General features: G+C 71.3%; 17 protein-coding genes and 1 tRNA gene. 14 read left to right on the forward strand and 4 right to left on the reverse strand.

Features of this window, described 5'->3' with window-relative positions:
• Positions 1 to 109 precede the first annotated feature (109 nt).
• The 4 genes from ACL02R_RS09765 to ACL02R_RS09780 all read left to right on the forward strand — a co-directional run bounded on the left by ACL02R_RS09765 (position 110) and on the right by ACL02R_RS09780 (position 3,209).
• On the forward strand, positions 110 to 568 hold the full coding sequence (locus ACL02R_RS09765) for a MaoC family dehydratase N-terminal domain-containing protein (RefSeq protein ID WP_362962039.1): 459 nt from the start codon (positions 110 to 112) through the stop codon (positions 566 to 568).
• The gene (locus ACL02R_RS09770; RefSeq protein ID WP_412796471.1) at positions 565 to 999 is read left to right on the forward strand and encodes a MaoC family dehydratase; all 435 of its coding nucleotides are present in this window, start codon (positions 565 to 567) and stop codon (positions 997 to 999) included. Before ACL02R_RS09765 ends, ACL02R_RS09770 begins: the two co-directional genes overlap by 4 nt.
• A gap of 82 nt (positions 1,000 to 1,081) precedes the next feature.
• Entirely contained in the window at positions 1,082 to 1,675 is a 594-nt protein-coding gene (locus ACL02R_RS09775) for a TetR/AcrR family transcriptional regulator (protein ID WP_412796472.1), read from the forward strand.
• Between the two features lie 76 nt (positions 1,676 to 1,751).
• The gene (locus ACL02R_RS09780) at positions 1,752 to 3,209 is read left to right on the forward strand and encodes a DHA2 family efflux MFS transporter permease subunit (protein ID WP_412796473.1); all 1,458 of its coding nucleotides are present in this window, start codon (positions 1,752 to 1,754) and stop codon (positions 3,207 to 3,209) included.
• Positions 3,210 to 3,294: 85 nt separating this feature from the next.
• Here ACL02R_RS09780 and ACL02R_RS09785 read toward each other — a convergent pair whose 3' ends face one another.
• Positions 3,295 to 3,774 (reverse strand): VOC family protein, encoded by a 480-nt coding sequence (locus tag ACL02R_RS09785; protein WP_412796474.1) that lies wholly within the window; start codon positions 3,772 to 3,774, stop codon positions 3,295 to 3,297.
• 110 nt (positions 3,775 to 3,884) lie between these two features.
• Here ACL02R_RS09785 and ACL02R_RS09790 point away from each other — a divergent pair, with 110 nt between their 5' ends.
• On the forward strand, positions 3,885 to 4,940 hold the full coding sequence (locus ACL02R_RS09790) for a UDP-N-acetylmuramate dehydrogenase (RefSeq protein WP_412796475.1): 1,056 nt from the start codon (positions 3,885 to 3,887) through the stop codon (positions 4,938 to 4,940).
• A gap of 18 nt (positions 4,941 to 4,958) precedes the next feature.
• Here ACL02R_RS09790 and ACL02R_RS09795 read toward each other — a convergent pair whose 3' ends face one another.
• The 3 genes from ACL02R_RS09795 to ACL02R_RS09805 all read right to left on the reverse strand — a co-directional run bounded on the left by ACL02R_RS09795 (position 4,959) and on the right by ACL02R_RS09805 (position 8,264).
• Positions 4,959 to 5,741, reverse strand: a complete 783-nt coding sequence (locus tag ACL02R_RS09795) for an SAM-dependent methyltransferase (RefSeq protein ID WP_412796476.1) — start codon at positions 5,739 to 5,741, stop codon at positions 4,959 to 4,961.
• Between the two features lie 138 nt (positions 5,742 to 5,879).
• The gene (locus ACL02R_RS09800; RefSeq protein ID WP_412796477.1) at positions 5,880 to 6,899 is read right to left on the reverse strand and encodes an adenosine deaminase; all 1,020 of its coding nucleotides are present in this window, start codon (positions 6,897 to 6,899) and stop codon (positions 5,880 to 5,882) included.
• A gap of 99 nt (positions 6,900 to 6,998) precedes the next feature.
• Complete coding sequence (locus tag ACL02R_RS09805; RefSeq protein WP_412796478.1) at positions 6,999 to 8,264, reverse strand: pyridoxal phosphate-dependent aminotransferase; 1,266 nt, start codon at positions 8,262 to 8,264, stop codon at positions 6,999 to 7,001.
• A 234-nt stretch (positions 8,265 to 8,498) separates the two neighbouring features.
• Here ACL02R_RS09805 and ACL02R_RS09810 point away from each other — a divergent pair.
• From ACL02R_RS09810 to rpoB, 9 genes are all read left to right on the forward strand, one after another.
• Positions 8,499 to 8,571 (forward strand) — tRNA-Trp (locus tag ACL02R_RS09810).
• 82 nt (positions 8,572 to 8,653) lie between these two features.
• On the forward strand, positions 8,654 to 8,938 hold the full coding sequence (secE, locus tag ACL02R_RS09815) for a preprotein translocase subunit SecE (protein ID WP_412796616.1): 285 nt from the start codon (positions 8,654 to 8,656) through the stop codon (positions 8,936 to 8,938).
• A 68-nt stretch (positions 8,939 to 9,006) separates the two neighbouring features.
• The gene (gene nusG, locus ACL02R_RS09820) at positions 9,007 to 9,891 is read left to right on the forward strand and encodes a transcription termination/antitermination protein NusG (RefSeq protein WP_412796479.1); all 885 of its coding nucleotides are present in this window, start codon (positions 9,007 to 9,009) and stop codon (positions 9,889 to 9,891) included.
• A gap of 219 nt (positions 9,892 to 10,110) precedes the next feature.
• Positions 10,111 to 10,542, forward strand: a complete 432-nt coding sequence (gene rplK, locus ACL02R_RS09825; RefSeq protein ID WP_362962019.1) for a 50S ribosomal protein L11 — start codon at positions 10,111 to 10,113, stop codon at positions 10,540 to 10,542.
• Positions 10,543 to 10,625: 83 nt separating this feature from the next.
• Positions 10,626 to 11,342: a 50S ribosomal protein L1 gene (rplA, locus tag ACL02R_RS09830; RefSeq protein WP_362962017.1), complete on the forward strand. Its 717-nt coding sequence runs from the start codon at positions 10,626 to 10,628 to the stop codon at positions 11,340 to 11,342.
• A 175-nt stretch (positions 11,343 to 11,517) separates the two neighbouring features.
• Positions 11,518 to 12,477, forward strand: a complete 960-nt coding sequence (locus ACL02R_RS09835; RefSeq protein WP_412796480.1) for a hypothetical protein — start codon at positions 11,518 to 11,520, stop codon at positions 12,475 to 12,477.
• 328 nt (positions 12,478 to 12,805) lie between these two features.
• Positions 12,806 to 13,351, forward strand: coding sequence for a 50S ribosomal protein L10 (rplJ, locus tag ACL02R_RS09840; RefSeq protein ID WP_362962013.1), 546 nt, complete (start codon positions 12,806 to 12,808; stop codon positions 13,349 to 13,351).
• 79 nt (positions 13,352 to 13,430) lie between these two features.
• A complete protein-coding gene (rplL, locus tag ACL02R_RS09845; protein WP_412796481.1) occupies positions 13,431 to 13,820 on the forward strand; it encodes a 50S ribosomal protein L7/L12 in 390 nt (129 codons plus the stop codon).
• A 472-nt stretch (positions 13,821 to 14,292) separates the two neighbouring features.
• Positions 14,293 to 17,778 carry a DNA-directed RNA polymerase subunit beta gene (rpoB, locus tag ACL02R_RS09850; protein ID WP_412796482.1) on the forward strand — a complete coding sequence of 1,162 codons (3,486 nt, stop codon included), beginning with the start codon at positions 14,293 to 14,295 and terminating at the stop codon, positions 17,776 to 17,778.
• The last annotated feature ends 91 nt before the right edge of the window (positions 17,779 to 17,869 follow it).

Genomic DNA, 17,869 nt, shown 5'->3' on the forward strand with positions numbered 1-17,869 from the left:
CACCCCGTGGGGGTGACGGCCTCTTCCCGTGTCCGTCCACGCGTTCCCGCCGTGCACGGTTCGCGGTGGTGAACGGCCCATCTCCCTGTCATGGAGGCGAGTCCGCGCGATGGCACTCGACCAGTCGTTCGTAGGGCGGAGCTACCCGCCCACCGAGCCCTATGAAGTGGGCCGCGAGAAGATCCGCGAGTTCGCCGTCGCGATCGGCGACACGCACCCCGCGTACACGGACCAGGAGGCCGCGAAGGCCCTGGGGCACCCGGACGTGATCGCGCCGCCGACGTTCGTCTTCGCCGTCAGCTTCGACGCCGCGCAGACCGTCGTCGCCGACCCGGCGCTCGGCCTCGACTACAGCCGCGTCGTCCACGGCGACCAGCGGTTCACGTACACGCGGCCCGTCCGCGCCGGGGACCGCCTGACCGTCACCTCCACGATCGACTCGATCACCTCCCGGGCGGGCAACGAGATGATCGACATCAGGGGCGAGGTGCACGACGTGTCGGGCGAGCACGTCGTGACGGTCGTCACCAAGCTGGTCGCCCGCCGCGTCGAGGAGGAGGCCGCATGACCGCGACCGTCCGTTACGCCGACGTCGAGGCGGGCACCGAGCTGCCGGCCGCGTCGTTCCCCGTCACCCGGGCCACGCTGGTGCGCTACGCGGGCGCCTCGGGCGACTTCAACCCGATCCACTGGAACGAGCGGTTCGCGCGCCAGGTCGGGCTGCCGGACGTCATCGCGCACGGCATGTTCACCATGGCCGAGGCGATCCGCGTCGTCACCGACTGGGCCGGGGACCCGGCGGCGGTCGTGGAGTACGGCGTGCGGTTCTCGAAGCCCGTCGTGGTGCCGGACGACGACACGGGCGCGCTGATCGAGGTCACGGCGAAGGTCGGCGCCAGGCTGGACGACGAGGCGCGCACGGTCCGCGTGGACCTGACGGCGCGCAGCGCGGGGGAGAAGGTCCTCGGCCTGTCCCGCGCGGTGGTCCGCCTCGCCTGAGCACGCACCGGCCCGGCCGTCCCGTACGGCCGGGCCGCTTCCGCGGTTGACAAGGTAGTGATTGCTTACTAACTTTCTCTCCATGGCGAAGAGCAGTGGCCGGATGTCGGCCGACGAGCGGCGTGAGAGCGTCATCCGTGCGGCGCTCACCGAGTTCGCCCGCGGCGGGTACGCGGGCACCTCCACGGCGGCCATCGCCCAGCGCGTCGGCGTCTCGCAGCCGTACCTCTTCCGGCTCTTCCCGGACAAGCGTGCGATTTTCCTGGCCGCCGCCGAGCGCTGCACGGGCGACATACTGCGGGCGTTCGAGGCGGCTGTGGGCAAGGCCCCCGAGAGCGCCGCGCCCGGCGAGGTCGAGCACCTGATGGGCGAGGCGTACAACCAGCTGATCGCCGACCAGGACGTCGTGATGTTCCAGATGCAGATGTACGTCGCGGTGCACACGGCCCAGGCCGCGGGGGACACGGCGTTCGGCGCCGAGGTCCGCACCCACTGGCGGGGTCTGTGGGACGCCGTCCACCTGTGGCTCGGCGCCGACGCGGAGCGTACGGGGAGGTTCTTCGGCGACGGCATGCTGATCAACACCCTGCTCAGCCTGGGGTTCACGGCGGAGGACCAGATCTGGGGCGCCTGCGGCGAGGCCCTCGACCGGCAGGCCCTGCCGGGCGCCGGCTGAGCGCGCGGCCCGTCCCGGGCCCTTTTTTCGGCCCAGCAAAGTTATTGAGCAATCACTAATCTTTCAGGAGAGAACAGTGGCAGGACCCACCGCACCGACCGGCGAGGCCGCGCCCCCGCGCGCCCTCATCGTCTGGACGCTGATCCTGACCGGCGCCGCCACCTTCATGGCCGCCCTGGACAACCTCGTCGTCACCACCGCACTCCCCGTCATCCGGGGCGACCTCGGCGGCGGACTCGACGACCTCGAATGGATCGTCAACGGCTACACCCTCCCGTTCGCCTGCCTCCTGCTGCCCGCCGCCGCGCTCGGCGACCGCTTCGGCCGCCGCCGGATCTTCACGTACGGCATCGCCCTCTTCACCGCCGCCTCGGCCCTCGCCGCCCTCGCCGGGTCCACCGACGTCCTGATAGCCGCCCGCGCCCTCCAGGGCGTCGGCGCCGCCGGGATCTTCCCCCTCAGCCTCACGCTGATCTCCGCCGTCGTCCCCGCCGAGCGCCGCGGCGCCGCGCTGGGCGTCTGGGGCGCCATCAACGGCCTCGCCGTCGCGGGCGGCCCCCTCGTCGGCGGCGCGCTCACCGACCACCTGTCCTGGCACTGGATCTTCTGGCTGAACGTGCCCATCGGCATCGTCCTGCTGCCCCTGGCCGCCACCCGCCTCCGCGAGAGCCGCGCCCCCGGCGTCACCCGCCTCGACATCCCCGGGACTGTCCTCGCCAGCACCGGCCTGTTCGGCCTCGTCCTCGCCATCGTCCGCGGCAGCGAGCACGGCTGGACCTCCGGCAGCGTCCTGACCGGCTTCATCCTCGGCGGCCTGCTGCTCGTCGCGTTCGTCGCCTGGGAGCTGCGCACCGACGCGCCGATGCTGCCGATGCGCCTCTTCCGCTCCCGCGCCTTCAGCGCGGTGAACGCCACGAACCTCCTCATGTACGCCGGGATGTTCGGCTCGATCTTCCTGCTGACCCAGTTCCTCCAGCTCATCCAGGGCTACTCGCCCACCGACGCGGGCCTGCGGATGCTCCCGTGGACCGCCATGCCCCTGCTGGTCGCCCCCCTCGCCGGGGCGCTGTCCGACCGCATCGGCGGACGGCCCATCGTCGCGACCGGCCTGGTCACCATGGCGGCCGGACTCGGCTGGCTCACCGTGCTCGCCGAGCCCGGCGTCAGCTACGCCGGCCAGATCCCCGGCTTCGTCCTGTGCGGCATGGGCATGGGCATGTTCTTCGCCGCCATCGGCGAGATGGTGATGGCCAGCGTCGAGCCGCACGAGCAGGGCATCGCCTCCGGCGTCAGCAACGCCATGCGCGAGCTGGGCGGCGCGCTGGGCGTCTCCGTCCTCGCGTCGGTCTTCGCCGCCCAGGGCGGGTACGAGACGCCGCAGCGCTTCACCGACGGCCTGGTCCCCGCCGTCTGGGGCGGGGTGGCGGCGCTGCTGGCCGCGACCGTCGCCGTCCTGATCGCCCCCGGCCGCCGCGCCCGGCGGACGCCCGCCCCGCAGGAGACCCCCGCGGAACGGACGCCCGTCGCCGTCTGACCCGCCCGCACCACCGAGCGACCCGCAGCGGCGCGCGCGCCAGGACCGACCCCCGTCCGGTCCCGGCCCGCGCGCCGCGGGCGCGTCAGGCCCCCGCGCCGTCCGCCGCCGCCTCGACCGCCGCGATGTCGATCTTCCGCATGCTGTACAGCGCCTCGGTCGCCCGCCGCGCACGTTCCGGGTCGGGGTCGGCCACCAGGTCGTTCACCCGCACCGGCGTGATCTGCCACGACAGCCCGTACCGGTCCTTCAGCCAGCCGCACGGGCCCTCCTCGCCGCCCTCGGACAGCGCCGCCCAGTAGCGGTCCACCTCCGCCTGGTCCGCGCACTCCACCACCAGCGAGACCGCCTCGCTGAAGGTGAACTCGGGCCCGCCGTTGAGCGCCATGAACGGCCGCCCCTCCAGCGTGAACTCCACGGTCAGCACCTCACCGGCCGGGCGCGGCCCCGCCGCCGTGTAGTGCGTGACGCGGGTGACCTCCGAGTTCGGGAAGAGCGAGACGTAGAACCTGGCGGCCTCCTCGCCCTTCGTGTCGAACCACAGACTCGTCGAGATGTTCGGCATGATCCGCTCCTGTCGGTCGCACGCTGGCATTCCCTCACCCGTACCGACTCGCGCCCCGCCCGGAACTCATCGCCCGAGCCGCCCCCTGCCGCCGCCCGTATGCTGGCCGGGTGCAGGAGATCCACAACGCGCCGCTCGCCACCCTCACCACGCTCCGGGTCGGCGGCCCGGCGGACCGCCTGGTGACCGCCACGACGGACGACGAGGTCATCGACGCCGTCAACGCCGCCGACGCCACCGCCACACCCCTCCTGGTCATCGGCGGCGGCAGCAACCTCCTCATCGCCGACGACGGCTTCCGCGGCACCGCCCTGCGCATCGCCACCACCGGCCGCCACCTCGACGGCACCCGCCTCGAACTGGCCGCGGGCGAGAACTGGTCCGACGCCGTCGCCCACACCGTCGAGGCAGGACTCGCCGGCATCGAGTGCCTCGCCGGCATCCCCGGCTCGGCCGGCGCCACCCCCATCCAGAACGTCGGCGCCTACGGCCAGGAGGTCTCCTCCGTCATCACCGAGGTCGTCGCCTACGACCGCGTGGCCCGCGAGACCGTCACCCTCCCCGCCGCCGACTGCGGCTTCTCCTACCGCCACAGCCGCTTCAAGGAGAACCCCGCCCGCCACGTCGTCCTGCGCGTCCGCTTCCGCCTGGAGGACGCCGCCGGGCTCTCCGCCCCCCTCCGCTACGCCGAGACCGCCCGCGCCCTGGGCGTCGCCCCCGGCGAACGCGTCCCGGCCGGCGCCGCCCGCGAGGCCGTCCTCAAGCTGCGCGCGGGCAAGGGCATGGTCCTCGACCCGGAGGACAACGACACGTGGTCCGCCGGCTCGTTCTTCACCAACCCCGTCCTGGGCGAGTTGGAGTGGGCCGCGTTCCTGCGCCGCGTCGCCGACCGCCTCGGACCGGAGATCCTGCCCCCCGCCTACCCGGCGGGCGAGGGACTGACGAAGACCTCCGCCGCCTGGCTCATCGACCGCGCCGGATTCACCAAGGGCTACGGCACCGGCCCCGCCCGCATCTCCGGCAAGCACACGCTCGCCCTCACCAACCGGGGCACCGCCACCGCCGCCGACGTCCTCGCCCTCGCCCGCGAGGTACGCGACGGCGTGCACGCCGCGTTCGGCATCACCCTCGTCAACGAGCCGGTGACCGTCGGCACCACCCTGTGACGCCGCACGCCGCCGCGCTCACGGCTTGACGGCGAGCCCCGCCACGATCAGCCGCTGCCACTCGCTCAGCTCCGGCACGCCCTCCCCCTCCGGCCGCCACAGCGCGCACGGCACGATCCCCGGCTCAAGCAGCGTCAGCCCCTCGAACAGCTCCTCGATCTCCGCGTCCGTCCGCCAGCGCCCCCGGCCGAGCGACTGCTGGAGGATGGCTTCGAGACGCGCCGAGCCCGGATCGTTCTCGCTGCGGAAGTGGCTGATGTAGACATGGCTGCCCGACGGCACCGCGTCCCGCCAGTAGCGCGCCAGGGCGAGCGGGTCCTCGTCGTCGTTGAGGTGGTGCAGGATCGCCGACAGGACGACGGCCACCGGCTGCCCGAAGTCGATCAGCCGCCGCGTGTCCTCGTGGCCGATGATCGCCGCCGGGTCCCGCAGGTCACCGGTGATGACGGTGGTCCTGTCGTTCTCCGCGAGCAGCGCGCGGCCGTGTGCCAGGACCACCGGGTCGTTGTCCACGTAGACGACGCGCGACTCCGGCGCGTGCCGCTGCGCGACCTGGTGCACGTTGTCCGCCGTCGGCAGGCCGCTGCCGATGTCGATGAACTGCCGGACGCCCGCCGCGCTCATCGCCGCGATCGCCCGCGCCAGCACGCGCCGGTTGTCGAACGCGATGACCTGCGCGCCCGGCAGCTGGGTGACGATCGCGTCCGCCAGCTCGCGGTCCACGGCGTAGTTGTCCTTGCCGCCCAGGATCGCGTCATAGGCCCGCGCGATGCTGGGCCGCGTCACATCGATCCCGGGCACCGGCGCTTCCCCGCCGCCCCTTATGTCCCCGTACCCCATACCTGGCCCCTTCCGCCGCCGATGCTGTCGATCACTGTAGGCCCACGCCCGCCCATCGGAGGGCGAACACACGTCGTCCACAGGGAAGTTGACAACGGTTCACAACGCCAGCCACTCGTCGATCTCCAGCAGCAGCTTGCCCCGCACGTCCTCGGGCGCCGCCGACGCCCGCACCGACTGCCGCGCCAGCTCCGCCAGTTCGTGATCGGTGAACGCGTGGTGCTCGCGCGCGATCTCGTACTGCTCCGCCAGCCGTGAGCCGAAGAGCAGCGGGTCGTCCGCGCCCAGTGCCATCGGCACCCCGGCGTCCCACAGCGTCCGCAGCGGCACGTCCGCCAGCTCCTCGTAGACGCCGAGCGCCACGTTCGACGCCGGGCAGACCTCGCACGTCACCCGCGCCTCCGCCAGCCGCGCCATCAGCGCCGGGTCCTCCGCCACGCGCACGCCGTGCCCGATGCGCGCCGCCTGGAGGTCGTCCAGGCAGTCCCGGACGCTCGCCGGCCCGGTCAGCTCACCGCCGTGCGGCGCCGCCAGCAGCCCGCCGTCCCGCGCGATGGCGAACGCGCGGTCGAAGTCCCGGGCCAGGCCCCGCCGTTCGTCGTTCGAGAGGCCGAAGCCGACGACCCCCCGGTCCCGGTAGCGCACCGCGAGCCTGGCCAGCGTGCGGGCGTCGAGCGGGTGCTTCATCCGGTTCGCCGCGACCAGCACCCGCATCCCGAGCCCGGTCTCGCGCGACGTCTCCTCCACCGCGTCGAGGATGATCTCCAGCGCCGGGATCAGCCCCCCGAGCCGGGGGGCGTACGAGGTCGGGTCCACCTGGATCTCCAGCCACCGCGACCCGTCCCGCACGTCCTCCTCGGCCGCCTCGCGCACCAGCCGCCTGATGTCCTCCGGCTCCCGCAGGCACGAGCGCGCCGCGTCGTACAGCCGCTGGAAGCGGAACCAGCCCCGCTCGTCCGTCGCCCGCAGCCGGGGCGGCCGGCCGCTGCTGAGGGCCTCCGGCAGGTGCACGCCGTACTTGTCGGCCAGCTCCAGCAGCGTGCCGGGCCGCATCGACCCGGTGAAGTGCAGGTGCAGGTGGGCCTTGGGCAGGGCACGGACGTCACGTACACGATCCATCCGAGGATCTTGCCGCATCCGGGGAGGCGGCCGGTAGTCGCGTGCCCCGCAGGGGCGGACGCCCGAACCCCTGTCCCGAACCCCTGTCCCGCGCCCGGGTCAGTCCCGCGCCTCCGCGAGCAGCTTCTGGAGCCGCGAGACGCCCTCGACCAGGTCGTCGTCCCCGAGCGCGTACGACAGCCGCAGGTAGCCCGGCGTCCCGAACGCCTCGCCCGGCACCACCGCGACCTCGGCCTCCTCCAGGAGCAGCCCGGCCAGCTCCAGCGAGGTCGCGGGGCGGCGGCCCCTGATCTCCTTGCCGAGCAGCGGCTTCACCGACGGGTACGCGTAGAACGCGCCGTCCGGCGTCGGGCAGGTCACGCCCTCGATCTCGTTCAGCATCCGCACGATCGTGCGACGCCTGCGGTCGAACGCCTGGCGCATCGCGTCCACCGCCGACAGGTCGCCCGACACGGCGGCGAGCGCGGCGGCCTGCGCGACGTTGCTCACGTTCGAGGTGGCGTGCGACTGGAGGTTCGTCGCGGCCTTGATCACGTCCTGCGGGCCGAGCAGCCAGCCCACGCGCCAGCCGGTCATCGCGTACGTCTTCGCCACGCCGTTCACGACCACGCAGCGGTCGGCCAGCTCGGGCACGGCGGCGGGCAGCGACGTGAAGCGGGTGTCCCCGTACACCAGGTGCTCGTAGATCTCGTCGGTGAGCACCCACAGCCCGTGCTCCACGGCCCAGCGGCCGATCGCCTCGGTCTGCTCCGGGCTGTACACGGCCCCGGTCGGGTTGGACGGGGAGACGAACAGCAGCACCTTCGTCCGCTCGGTGCGGGCCGCCTCCAGCTGCTCGACGGTGGCCAGGTAGCCGCTGGTCTCGTCGGTCACGACCTCCACCGGTACGCCGCCCGCGAGGCGGATCGACTCCGGGTAGGTGGTCCAGTACGGCGCCGGGACGATGACCTCGTCGCCCGGGTCGAGCAGCGTGGCGAACGCCTCGTAGATCGCCTGCTTGCCGCCGTTGGTCACGAGGACCTGCGACGCGTTGATCCCGTACCCGGAGTCGCGCAGCGTCTTCGCGACGAGCGCCTCCTTCAGCTCCGGCAGGCCGCCGGGCGGCGAGTAGCGGTGGAAGCGCGGCTCGCGGCACGCGGCCTCGGCGGCGGCGACGATGTAGTCCGGGGTGGCGAAGTCCGGCTCACCCGCGCCGAAGCCGATGACGGGGCGCCCGGCCGCCTTGAGGGCCTTCGCCTTGGCGTCCACGGCGAGGGTGGCGGACTCGGAGATGGCGCCGACACGGGCCGAGACGCGGCGCCCGGCGGCGGGCGCGACCGGCGGCTGCGCGGGGGATGCGGGGGACGAGGAGGATGAGGCACTCATAGACGCATCGTCCCAGACCGTCCCGCCCCGGGGCACGCGGGTTCCGAGGGGTGGAAGGGGGCGGGACGGGCGCGGGGGGTGGGGGATGTGTGGGGGAATGCGCACGGGGAGCGGGGCGGATCGCGGGGGTTCGGCGATGAAGACGCATCAGCCGTTCGACGCCCGGCGCTTCACCACGTACACTCCTCACCTGTGGTGCCCGATGCGGTACGTTGTCGGCACGCCACACGGTAAAGGGTCGTAGCTCAATTGGTAGAGCACTGGTCTCCAAAACCAGCGGTTGGGGGTTCAAGTCCCTCCGGCCCTGCTAGACGCTAGGTACACAGCCGTCCGGGTGGACCGGGCGGCTTATGACCATGACCGGGAACAGGTGAGGACGAGTGGCGGGGATCACAGACTCCGTGGAGACGCCAGAGCCCCAGCCCCGGGGCGAGGGCGCCGGTGGCGGCGGTGGCACCGGCCGCCGCGGCAAGCGTGCCAAGCGCGGCCCGCTCGGCCGTCTCGCGCTGTTCTACCGGCAGGTCGTCGCGGAGCTGCGCAAGGTCGTCTGGCCGTCGCGCCGCCAGCTCTCCACGTACACCACGGCCGTCATCGTCTTCGTCATCGTCGTCATCTGCATCCTGACCGTGCTTGACTGGGGATTCAGCCGCGCCGTCGAGTACGTCTTCGGCTGATCACCCGGCTCATCGACTCCGGCTGATCATCAAACCCGTGTCCGGAAGCGCAGGAAGAAGCAGCAATCGTGTCTGACCCGTACCGCAACGACGCCGCGTCCCCCGAGGCCGAGGACGACGACATCGCACGCGACGCACGCGACATCGTCGAGGAGGCGGACGAGGAGTCGGGCCCCGTCGGGACCGTCGGCGAGGCGGCGACGGAGACCGACGAGATCGGTGAGGACGACGCTGACGACGCCGCCGAGGCACCGGCCGCCGACGCCGCCGCCGAGCCGGGCGAGGCCGACGCGGGCGAGGAGGCGGAGGACGCCGAGGAGGCCGGACCCGCCGAGCCGGTCGACCCCGTCGCCGCGCTGCGCGAGGAACTGCGCACCCTCCCCGGCGAGTGGTACGTGGTGCACACCTACGCGGGCTACGAGAACCGGGTCAAGACCAACCTCGAACAGCGCGCCGTCTCGCTCAACGTCGAGGACTACATCTTCCAGGTCGAGGTGCCGCAGGAAGAGGTCGTCCAGATCAAGAACGGCGACCGCCGCACCATCAAGCAGAACAAGCTGCCCAGTTACGTACTGGTCCGCATGGACCTGACGAACGAGTCGTGGGGCGTCGTCCGCAACACCCCGGGCGTCACCGGCTTCGTCGGCAACGCGTACGACCCGTACCCGCTCACCCTGGACGAGATCGTCAAGATGCTCGCCCCCGAGGTCGAGCAGAAGGCCGCCGCCGAGGCGGCCGCCGAGGGCGGCGCGGGCGGCGGCCGCAAGGTCGAGGTGCAGGTGCTCGACTTCGAGGTCGGCGACTCCGTCACCGTCACCGACGGCCCCTTCGCCACCCTCCAGGCGACGATCAACGAGATCAACCCGGACTCCAAGAAGGTCAAGGGCCTCGTCGAGATCTTCGGCCGCGAGACCCCGGTCGAGCTGAGCTTCGACCAGATTCAGAAGAACTGACCGTCCGCACGGCACAGGCAAGCCCACCCCCGCCTTTCCGGGCAGGGGTGGGCTTTCCCGTGCGCCCCGGTCCGGGGAACCGATTTGGGCCGGGGGGCGGCAGCCGTTACCGTGGTCCGGTATGCCTCCGTCCGGACACCGGCCAGGTCTCCCCGGGGGCGCACGCGTCGCCAACCCGAGGACGCGCCCATCGCACACTGAGGTAGAGGACCCGAGAGCATGCCTCCCAGGAAAAAGGTCACCGGGCTCATCAAGCTCCAGATCCAGGCCGGCGCCGCGAACCCCGCGCCGCCCGTGGGTCCGGCGCTGGGCCAGCACGGTGTCAACATCATGGAGTTCTGCAAGGCCTACAACGCGGCGACCGAGTCGCAGCGCGGCTGGGTCGTGCCGGTGGAGATCACGGTCTACGAGGACCGTTCCTTCACCTTCATCACCAAGACCCCCCCGGCCGCGAAGATGATCCTCAAGGCCGCCGGTGTCGAGAAGGGCTCGGGCGAGCCCCACAAGACCAAGGTCGCCAAGCTCACGCGCGCCCAGGTCCGGGAGATCGCCACCACCAAGATGCCCGACCTGAACGCCAACGACCTCGACGCCGCCGAGAAGATCATCGCCGGCACCGCCCGTTCCATGGGTGTCACCGTCGAGGGCTGACCGCCCCCGCGGACGACCACCCTCCCGTGGCAGGGCCTGCGCCGGCCCGCACCACGACTCCCGACTCAATCGCAGGAGCAGCAGTGAAGCGCAGCAAGAACCTTCGCAGCGCGGACGCCAGGATCGACCGTACGAGTGTGTACGCGCCGCTCTCCGCCGTCCGGCTCGCCAAGGACACCTCGTCCGCCAAGTTCGACGCGACCGTCGAGGTCGCCATGCGCCTGGGCGTCGACCCGCGCAAGGCCGACCAGATGGTCCGCGGCACCGTCAACCTTCCGCACGGCACCGGCAAGACCGCCCGGGTCCTGGTCTTCGCGACCGGTGACCGTGCAGCGGCCGCGGAGGCCGCGGGCGCCGACATCGTCGGCTCCGACGAACTGATCGAGCGTGTGGCGGGCGGCTGGCTCGACTTCGACGCCGTCGTCGCCACCCCCGACCTCATGGGCAAGGTCGGCCGCCTCGGCCGCGTCCTCGGCCCGCGCGGTCTGATGCCCAACCCGAAGACCGGCACCGTCACCCCCGACGTGGCCAAGGCGGTCACCGAGATCAAGGGCGGCAAGATCGAGTTCCGCGTGGACAAGCACGCGAACCTCCACTTCATCATCGGCAAGGTCTCGTTCGACGAGCGCCAGCTGGTGGAGAACTACGCCGCCGCGCTGGACGAGATCCTGCGGCTGAAGCCGTCCGCGGCCAAGGGCCGTTACCTGAAGAAGGCGACGCTCAGCACCACGATCGGCCCCGGCATCCCGGTGGACACCAACCGCACCCGCGACCTGCTCGCCGAGGACAGCCTCGTCTGAGCCGCCGCGCGCGCCACGGCCGTACCGGCCCAACTGACGCCCGCCCCCGTGCCCTTGCGGCGCGGAGGCGGGCGTTCCGTTTGCGTCCGGCGCCCGCTGGGTTAGCGTGGAGACGGCAGTGCGGCCAGGACGAGGCGACGGGGGCGCGGTCCCCGGCCCCAGGAGAGGGGGAACCATGCGTACCGACAAGCTCCACCCGTGGACCAGGACGGGCGTCAGGACGGCGGCGCGCGCCGTGGCCCTCGGCGGGGCGGCGGCGCTGCTGCTCGCCGGTACGGCGGCGTGCGGCGGCTCCGGCGACGACGGCGGCGCCGAGGACCGCACCGAGGGCGCCTCCCACTCCGGCACGGACCCCGAGGTCCTCGCGGCCGTGCGGGCGGCGGCCGACAGCGCCGGGCGGACCACCTCCGCCGCGTTCGAGGCGTCCCTCACCGGCGCGGGCACCCAGGACGGCGGCGTGACGGCGGACGGCGTGATGTCCTGGGGCGACGACCCGGCCATCGACGCGACGGTCGAGGGCGACGCGCTCGGCCTCGGCGCCGCGTCGCCCGCGGAGACCCGCGTCCTGTGGCTCGACGACACGCTGTGGGCCTCGCTCGACGAGACGTTCGCCGCCGAGTTCGAGGGCCGCGACTGGCTGCGGCTCGACCTCGCCGAGCTGGCGGGCGGGTCTGGCGGCTCCGGCGGGCTCGCGGGCGCCGTCGCGTCCGCCCTGGACACCGCGGCCCAGGACCCGGCCGGGCAGCTCGCGCTGCTGCTGCGCTCGGAGTCCATCGAGGCGGTGGGCACCGAGGAGGTGAACGGCGCCGAGGCCGAGCACTACAGCGGCACCGTCTCCGTGGACGAGGCCCTGGCGTCCGGCGGGGAGGGCGAGCTGACCGAGGAACAGCGGCAGCGGCTGTCCGACGCCGTCGAGCAGCAGGGCATCGAGAGCTGGACCGTCGACGTCTGGGTCGGCGAGGACGACTTCCCGGTCCGCCTGCGTCAGGAGTACACGACCGCGCGCGGCGAGGTGACGTACCAGGTGGACTACGACGACCTGGGCACCGAGGTGGAGGTCACCGAGCCGCCCGCCGACCGCGCCGTGGAGTTCGGTGAGGTCCTGGAGCGGTTCGCGTCCGGCTTCGGCGGCTGAGCCGGGGGGTGGCGGGGGCCGCCCGATTTGCCTGCCGCGCGGCGCGTCCCGTACCCTCGCTCACGAAGCCAAAGACCGCTGGTTGTCGCCGTGCGTCCCTGAGGGGCTCGCGGTGGCCGAAGGAACCGCTGGATGCGGGCGGCCCGCGCAGGTGATCGTGTACGACGTCCCGTGTGTTCCACGGCCGTCCGGTGTGTTCCTCCCGGACCCGTGTGAGCCGTGGCCCCGTCCGCCCCGAGCGCCCGCGCCCGGGGCGTTTCCGTTTTCTCCGGCCCCCTTCCGTGCGGTTGCGAATCACCCGGAAAGTCCCGGAAGGAGGGCCGAGGTTATGGCGAGTACCGACAAGGTCGCGGCAGTCGCGGAGATCAAGCAAGATTTCGAGAACTCCAGCGCGGCCGTCGTCACCGCGTACACCGGCCTCACCGTGGCCCAGCTCAAGCAGCTGCGCCGTTCCCTCGGTGAGAACGCCCAGTACCGTGTGGCGAAGAACACGCTGAGCAAGATCGCCGCCAACGAGGCCGGGGTCACCGGACTCGACGAGTTCTTCAAGGGCTCGACGGCCGTCGCCTTTATCACCGGCGACCCGGTCGAGACGGCGAAGGGTCTGCGTGACTTCGCCAAGGAGAACCCCGCGCTCGTCATCAAGGGGGGCGTCCTCGAAGGCCGCACCCTGAGCGCGGCGGAGATCGTGAAGCTCGCGGACCTTGAGTCCCGTGAGGTGCTGCTGGCCAAGCTGGCCGGTGGCATGAAGGCGTCCATGGCCAAGGCCGCGGCGACCTTCCAGGCCCCGCTCACGAAGCTGGTCCGCACCGCGGACGCGCTGCGCGAGAAGGTCGAAAAGGGCGGTGCCGGCGAGCCCGCTCCCGCCGAGTAGGCATACGCCCGCCCGCAACACCCCGGATGTTCACCCGGCACCTGCCGATTGACCCGTTTGACATGGAAGGACCGCCATCATGGCGAAGCTGAGCCAGGACGAGCTGCTTGAGCAGTTCGCGGACATGACCCTGCTGGAGCTCTCGGACTTCGTGAAGAAGTTCGAGGAGAAGTTCGATGTCGAGGCCGCCGCCCCGGCCGCGTTCGCCCTGCCCGCGCAGGGTGGTGGCGCCGGTGCCGCCGAGGCCGAGCCGGAGAAGGACGAGTTCGACGTCATCCTCACCGGTGCGGGCGACAAGAAGATCCAGGTCATCAAGGTCGTGCGCGAGCTGACCTCGCTGGGTCTGAAGGAGGCAAAGGAGCTCGTGGACGGCGCCCCGAAGCCCGTCCTGGAGAAGGTCAACAAGGAGGCCGCGGACAAGGCCAAGGAGTCCCTTGAGGCCGCCGGCGCCGGCGTCGAGGTCAAGTGATCTCCGCCCGCTGACCGCGGCCTCCGCCGCAGGTCACGCGGGTCCGTCCCAGGGGCGATCACCCAGTCGGGTGGTCGCCCCTGGGCGTTGTGGTGGCCGCCTCCTTGCCCCCACGGGATGGCCAGGTATGGTGATCTTCGGTTCCCAGGGGCCTTGACGAACCGCACCGGGCGCGCGATTCTCAGGGCGCGCCGCCAGATCCGTCCATGAACCGAGGCATGGATGCTCGGCGGAGTGGGAAGTGATGCGGTCAGACGGAAGATCCGCAGCCGGCTACGAGGCGGCCGGGCGTGGATCGCGAGAGGCACGGAACGAGTACACCGAGGGTGGCTCCTCGATGGTCGATAGTGGCGTTGGACATCAGTGGGTCTTGTGGCTACACTGACCCTTTGCGCTGCCTAGCTGCCTCCTGCCCGTCACCAGGGGGGCGGGTACGCGCGCAGAGAGTCCGAGCCCTCGGAAGGACCCCCTCTTGGCCGCCTCGCGCAACGCCTCGACCAACAGTACGAACAACGGCACCAGCACCGCACCCCTGCGTGTCTCTTTTGCGAAGATCAAGGAACCCCTTGAGGTTCCGAACCTCCTTGCGCTCCAGACCGAGAGCTTCGACTGGCTCCTCGGCAACGACGCCTGGAAGGCCCGCGTCGAGGCTGCGCTGGACAGTGGACAGGACGTACCCAGGAAGTCCGGTCTGGAGGAGATCTTCGAGGAGATCTCCCCGATCGAGGATTTCTCCGGGTCCATGTCCCTGACTTTCCGGGACCACCGGTTCGAGCCGCCGAAGAACTCCATCGACGAGTGCAAGGAGCGCGACTTCACGTACGCGGCGCCGCTCTTCGTCACCGCCGAGTTCACGAACAACGAGACCGGTGAGATCAAGTCCCAGACGGTCTTCATGGGCGACTTCCCGCTCATGACCGACAAGGGCACCTTCTGCATCAACGGTACCGAGCGCGTCGTCGTCTCGCAGCTCGTCCGCTCCCCGGGCGTCTACTTCGACAGCAGCATCGACAAGACGTCCGACAAGGACCTCTTCTCGGCCAAGATCATCCCGTCCCGGGGTGCCTGGCTGGAGATGGAGATCGACAAGCGCGACATGGTCGGCGTCCGCATCGACCGCAAGCGCAAGCAGTCCGTCACCGTGCTGCTGAAGGCCCTCGGCTGGACCTCCGACCAGATCCTGGAGGAGTTCGGCGACTACGAGTCCATGCGCGCCACCCTGGAGAAGGACCACACCCAGGGGCAGGACGACGCGCTGCTCGACATCTACCGCAAGCTCCGGCCGGGCGAGCCGCCGACCCGCGAGGCCGCGCAGACGCTGCTGGAGAACCTGTACTTCAACCCCAAGCGCTACGACCTGGCCAAGGTCGGCCGCTACAAGATCAACAAGAAGCTGGGCGGGGACGAGCCGCTCGACGCCGGTGTGCTGACGGTCGAGGACGTCGTCGCCACCATCAAGTACCTGGTTCGCCTGCACGCCGGTGAGACCGAGACGGCCACCCCGAACGGCCGGACGATCGTCGTCGAGACCGACGACATCGACCACTTCGGCAACCGCCGCCTGCGCAACGTCGGCGAGCTGATCCAGAACCAGGTCCGCACCGGCCTCGCGCGCATGGAGCGCGTCGTCCGCGAGCGCATGACCACCCAGGACGTCGAGGCGATCACGCCCCAGACCCTGATCAACATCCGGCCGGTCGTCGCCTCCATCAAGGAGTTCTTCGGCACCAGCCAGCTGTCGCAGTTCATGGACCAGACGAACCCGCTCTCCGGGCTGACCCACAAGCGCCGCCTGTCGGCGCTGGGCCCCGGCGGCCTCAGCCGCGAGCGGGCCGGCCTTGAGGTCCGTGACGTGCACCCCTCGCACTACGGGCGCATGTGTCCGATCGAGACCCCCGAGGGTCCGAACATCGGTCTGATCGGCTCGCTCGCCGCCTTCGGCCGGGTCAACGCGTTCGGCTTCGTCGAGACGCCCTACCGCCGGGTGACCGAGGGCGTCGTCACCGACGCGGTGGACTACCTGACCGCGGACGAGGAGGACCGGTACGTCATCGCGCAGGCGAACGCCCGCCTGACCGACGACTACCGCTTCGCCGAGGCCCGCGTACTGGTCCGCATCCGCGGCGGCGAGGTCGACTACGTCGCCGGCACCGACGTGGACTACATGGACGTCTCGCCGCGCCAGATGGTGTCGGTCGCGACCGCCATGATCCCGTTCCTGGAGCACGACGACGCCAACCGCGCGCTCATGGGCTCGAACATGATGCGCCAGGCCGTGCCGCTGATCCAGGCCGAGTCGCCGCTCGTCGGCACCGGCATGGAGTACCGCTCCGCCGTGGACGCGGGCGACGTCATCAAGGCCGAGCGGGACGGCGTCATCACCGATGTCTCCGCCGACTACATCTCCATCCAGTACGACGACGGCACGCACGTCACGCACCGGCTGGCGAAGTTCCACCGCTCCAACCAGGGCACCTCCTTCAACCAGAAGGTCCTGGTCGAGGAGGGCGACCGCGTCATCACCGGCCAGGTGATCGCCGACGGCCCGTCCACCGAGAGCGGCGAGATGGCGCTCGGCAAGAACCTGCTGGTCGCGTTCATGCCGTGGGAGGGCTACAACTACGAGGACGCGATCATCCTCTCCCAGCGCCTGGTGCAGGACGACGTCCTCTCCTCGATCCACATCGAGGAGCACGAGGTCGACGCCCGCGACACCAAGCTGGGCCCCGAGGAGATCACCCGGGACATCCCGAACGTCTCCGAGGAAGTCCTCGCCGACCTTGACGACCGCGGCATCATCCGCATCGGCGCCGAGGTCGAGGCCGGGGACATCCTGGTCGGCAAGGTCACCCCGAAGGGCGAGACCGAGCTGACCCCGGAGGAGCGCCTGCTGCGCGCGATCTTCGGCGAGAAGGCCCGCGAGGTCCGCGACACCTCCCTGAAGGTGCCGCACGGCGAGACCGGCAAGGTCATCGGCGTGCGCGTCTTCGACCGCGAGGAGGGCGACGAGCTGCCGCCCGGCGTCAACCAGCTGGTCCGCGTCTACGTGGCCCAGAAGCGGAAGATCACCGACGGCGACAAGCTGGCCGGCCGCCACGGCAACAAGGGCGTCATCTCGAAGATCCTGCCCGTCGAGGACATGCCGTTCATGGAGGACGGCACCCCGGTGGACATCATCCTCAACCCGCTGGGCGTCCCGTCCCGCATGAACCCCGGCCAGGTGCTGGAGATCCACCTCGGGTGGCTCGCCTCGCAGGGCTGGAAGGTCGAGGGGACCGACGCGGAGTGGAAGGAGCGGCTCGCGGCGATCGGCGCCGACGAGGTCGCGCCCGGCACCAACGTCGCCACCCCGGTGTTCGACGGCGCGCGCGAGGACGAGCTGGCGGGCCTGTTCGAGTCCACCATCCCCAACCGCGACGGCGACCGCCTGGTCCTGCCCTCCGGCAAGGCCCGGCTGTACGACGGCCGGTCCGGGGAGCCGTTCCCGGACCCGATCTCCGTCGGCTACATGTACATCCTGAAGCTGCACCACCTGGTCGACGACAAGCTGCACGCCCGCTCGACCGGCCCGTACTCCATGATCACCCAGCAGCCGCTCGGTGGTAAGGCGCAGTTCGGTGGCCAGCGCTTCGGCGAGATGGAGGTGTGGGCGCTGGAGGCGTACGGCGCGGCCTACGCGCTCCAGGAGCTGCTCACCATCAAGTCCGACGACGTCACCGGCCGCGTCAAGGTCTACGAGGCCATCGTCAAGGGCGAGAACATCCCCGAGCCCGGCATCCCGGAGTCCTTCAAGGTGCTCATCAAGGAGATGCAGTCGCTCTGCCTCAACGTGGAGGTGCTGTCCAGCGACGGCATGTCCATCGAGATGCGCGACACCGACGAGGACGTCTTCCGCGCCGCGGAGGAGCTCGGCATCGACCTGTCCCGGCGCGAGCCGAGCAGCGTCGAAGAGGTCTGACGGGTCCGGCCGGGGACGGCGTCACCACGCCGCCCCCGGCCCAGCCCCCCGACCCCGATCAGACCACCACACACGACCCTGAGAGGGATTG

This window comes from Streptomyces sp. MS19, assembly GCF_047200595.1.
Classification (GTDB): Bacteria; Actinomycetota; Actinomycetes; order Streptomycetales; family Streptomycetaceae; genus Streptomyces.

Excerpts from the sequence above, each read along its gene's own strand:
- ACL02R_RS09765 (WP_362962039.1), top strand. The coding sequence starts at position 110 with ATGGCACTCGACCAGTCGTTCGTAGGGCGGAGCTACCCGCCCACCGAG.
- ACL02R_RS09770 (WP_412796471.1), top strand. The coding sequence starts at position 565 with ATGACCGCGACCGTCCGTTACGCCGACGTCGAGGCGGGCACCGAGCTG.
- ACL02R_RS09775 (WP_412796472.1), top strand. The coding sequence starts at position 1,082 with ATGGCGAAGAGCAGTGGCCGGATGTCGGCCGACGAGCGGCGTGAGAGC.
- ACL02R_RS09785 (WP_412796474.1), bottom strand. The coding sequence starts at position 3,774 with ATGCCGAACATCTCGACGAGTCTGTGGTTCGACACGAAGGGCGAGGAG.
- ACL02R_RS09800 (WP_412796477.1), bottom strand. The coding sequence starts at position 6,899 with ATGGATCGTGTACGTGACGTCCGTGCCCTGCCCAAGGCCCACCTGCAC.
- ACL02R_RS09805 (WP_412796478.1), bottom strand. The coding sequence starts at position 8,264 with ATGAGTGCCTCATCCTCCTCGTCCCCCGCATCCCCCGCGCAGCCGCCG.
- rplK (WP_362962019.1), top strand. The coding sequence starts at position 10,111 with ATGCCTCCCAGGAAAAAGGTCACCGGGCTCATCAAGCTCCAGATCCAG.
- ACL02R_RS09835 (WP_412796480.1), top strand. The coding sequence starts at position 11,518 with ATGCGTACCGACAAGCTCCACCCGTGGACCAGGACGGGCGTCAGGACG.
- rplJ (WP_362962013.1), top strand. The coding sequence starts at position 12,806 with ATGGCGAGTACCGACAAGGTCGCGGCAGTCGCGGAGATCAAGCAAGAT.
- rplL (WP_412796481.1), top strand. The coding sequence starts at position 13,431 with ATGGCGAAGCTGAGCCAGGACGAGCTGCTTGAGCAGTTCGCGGACATG.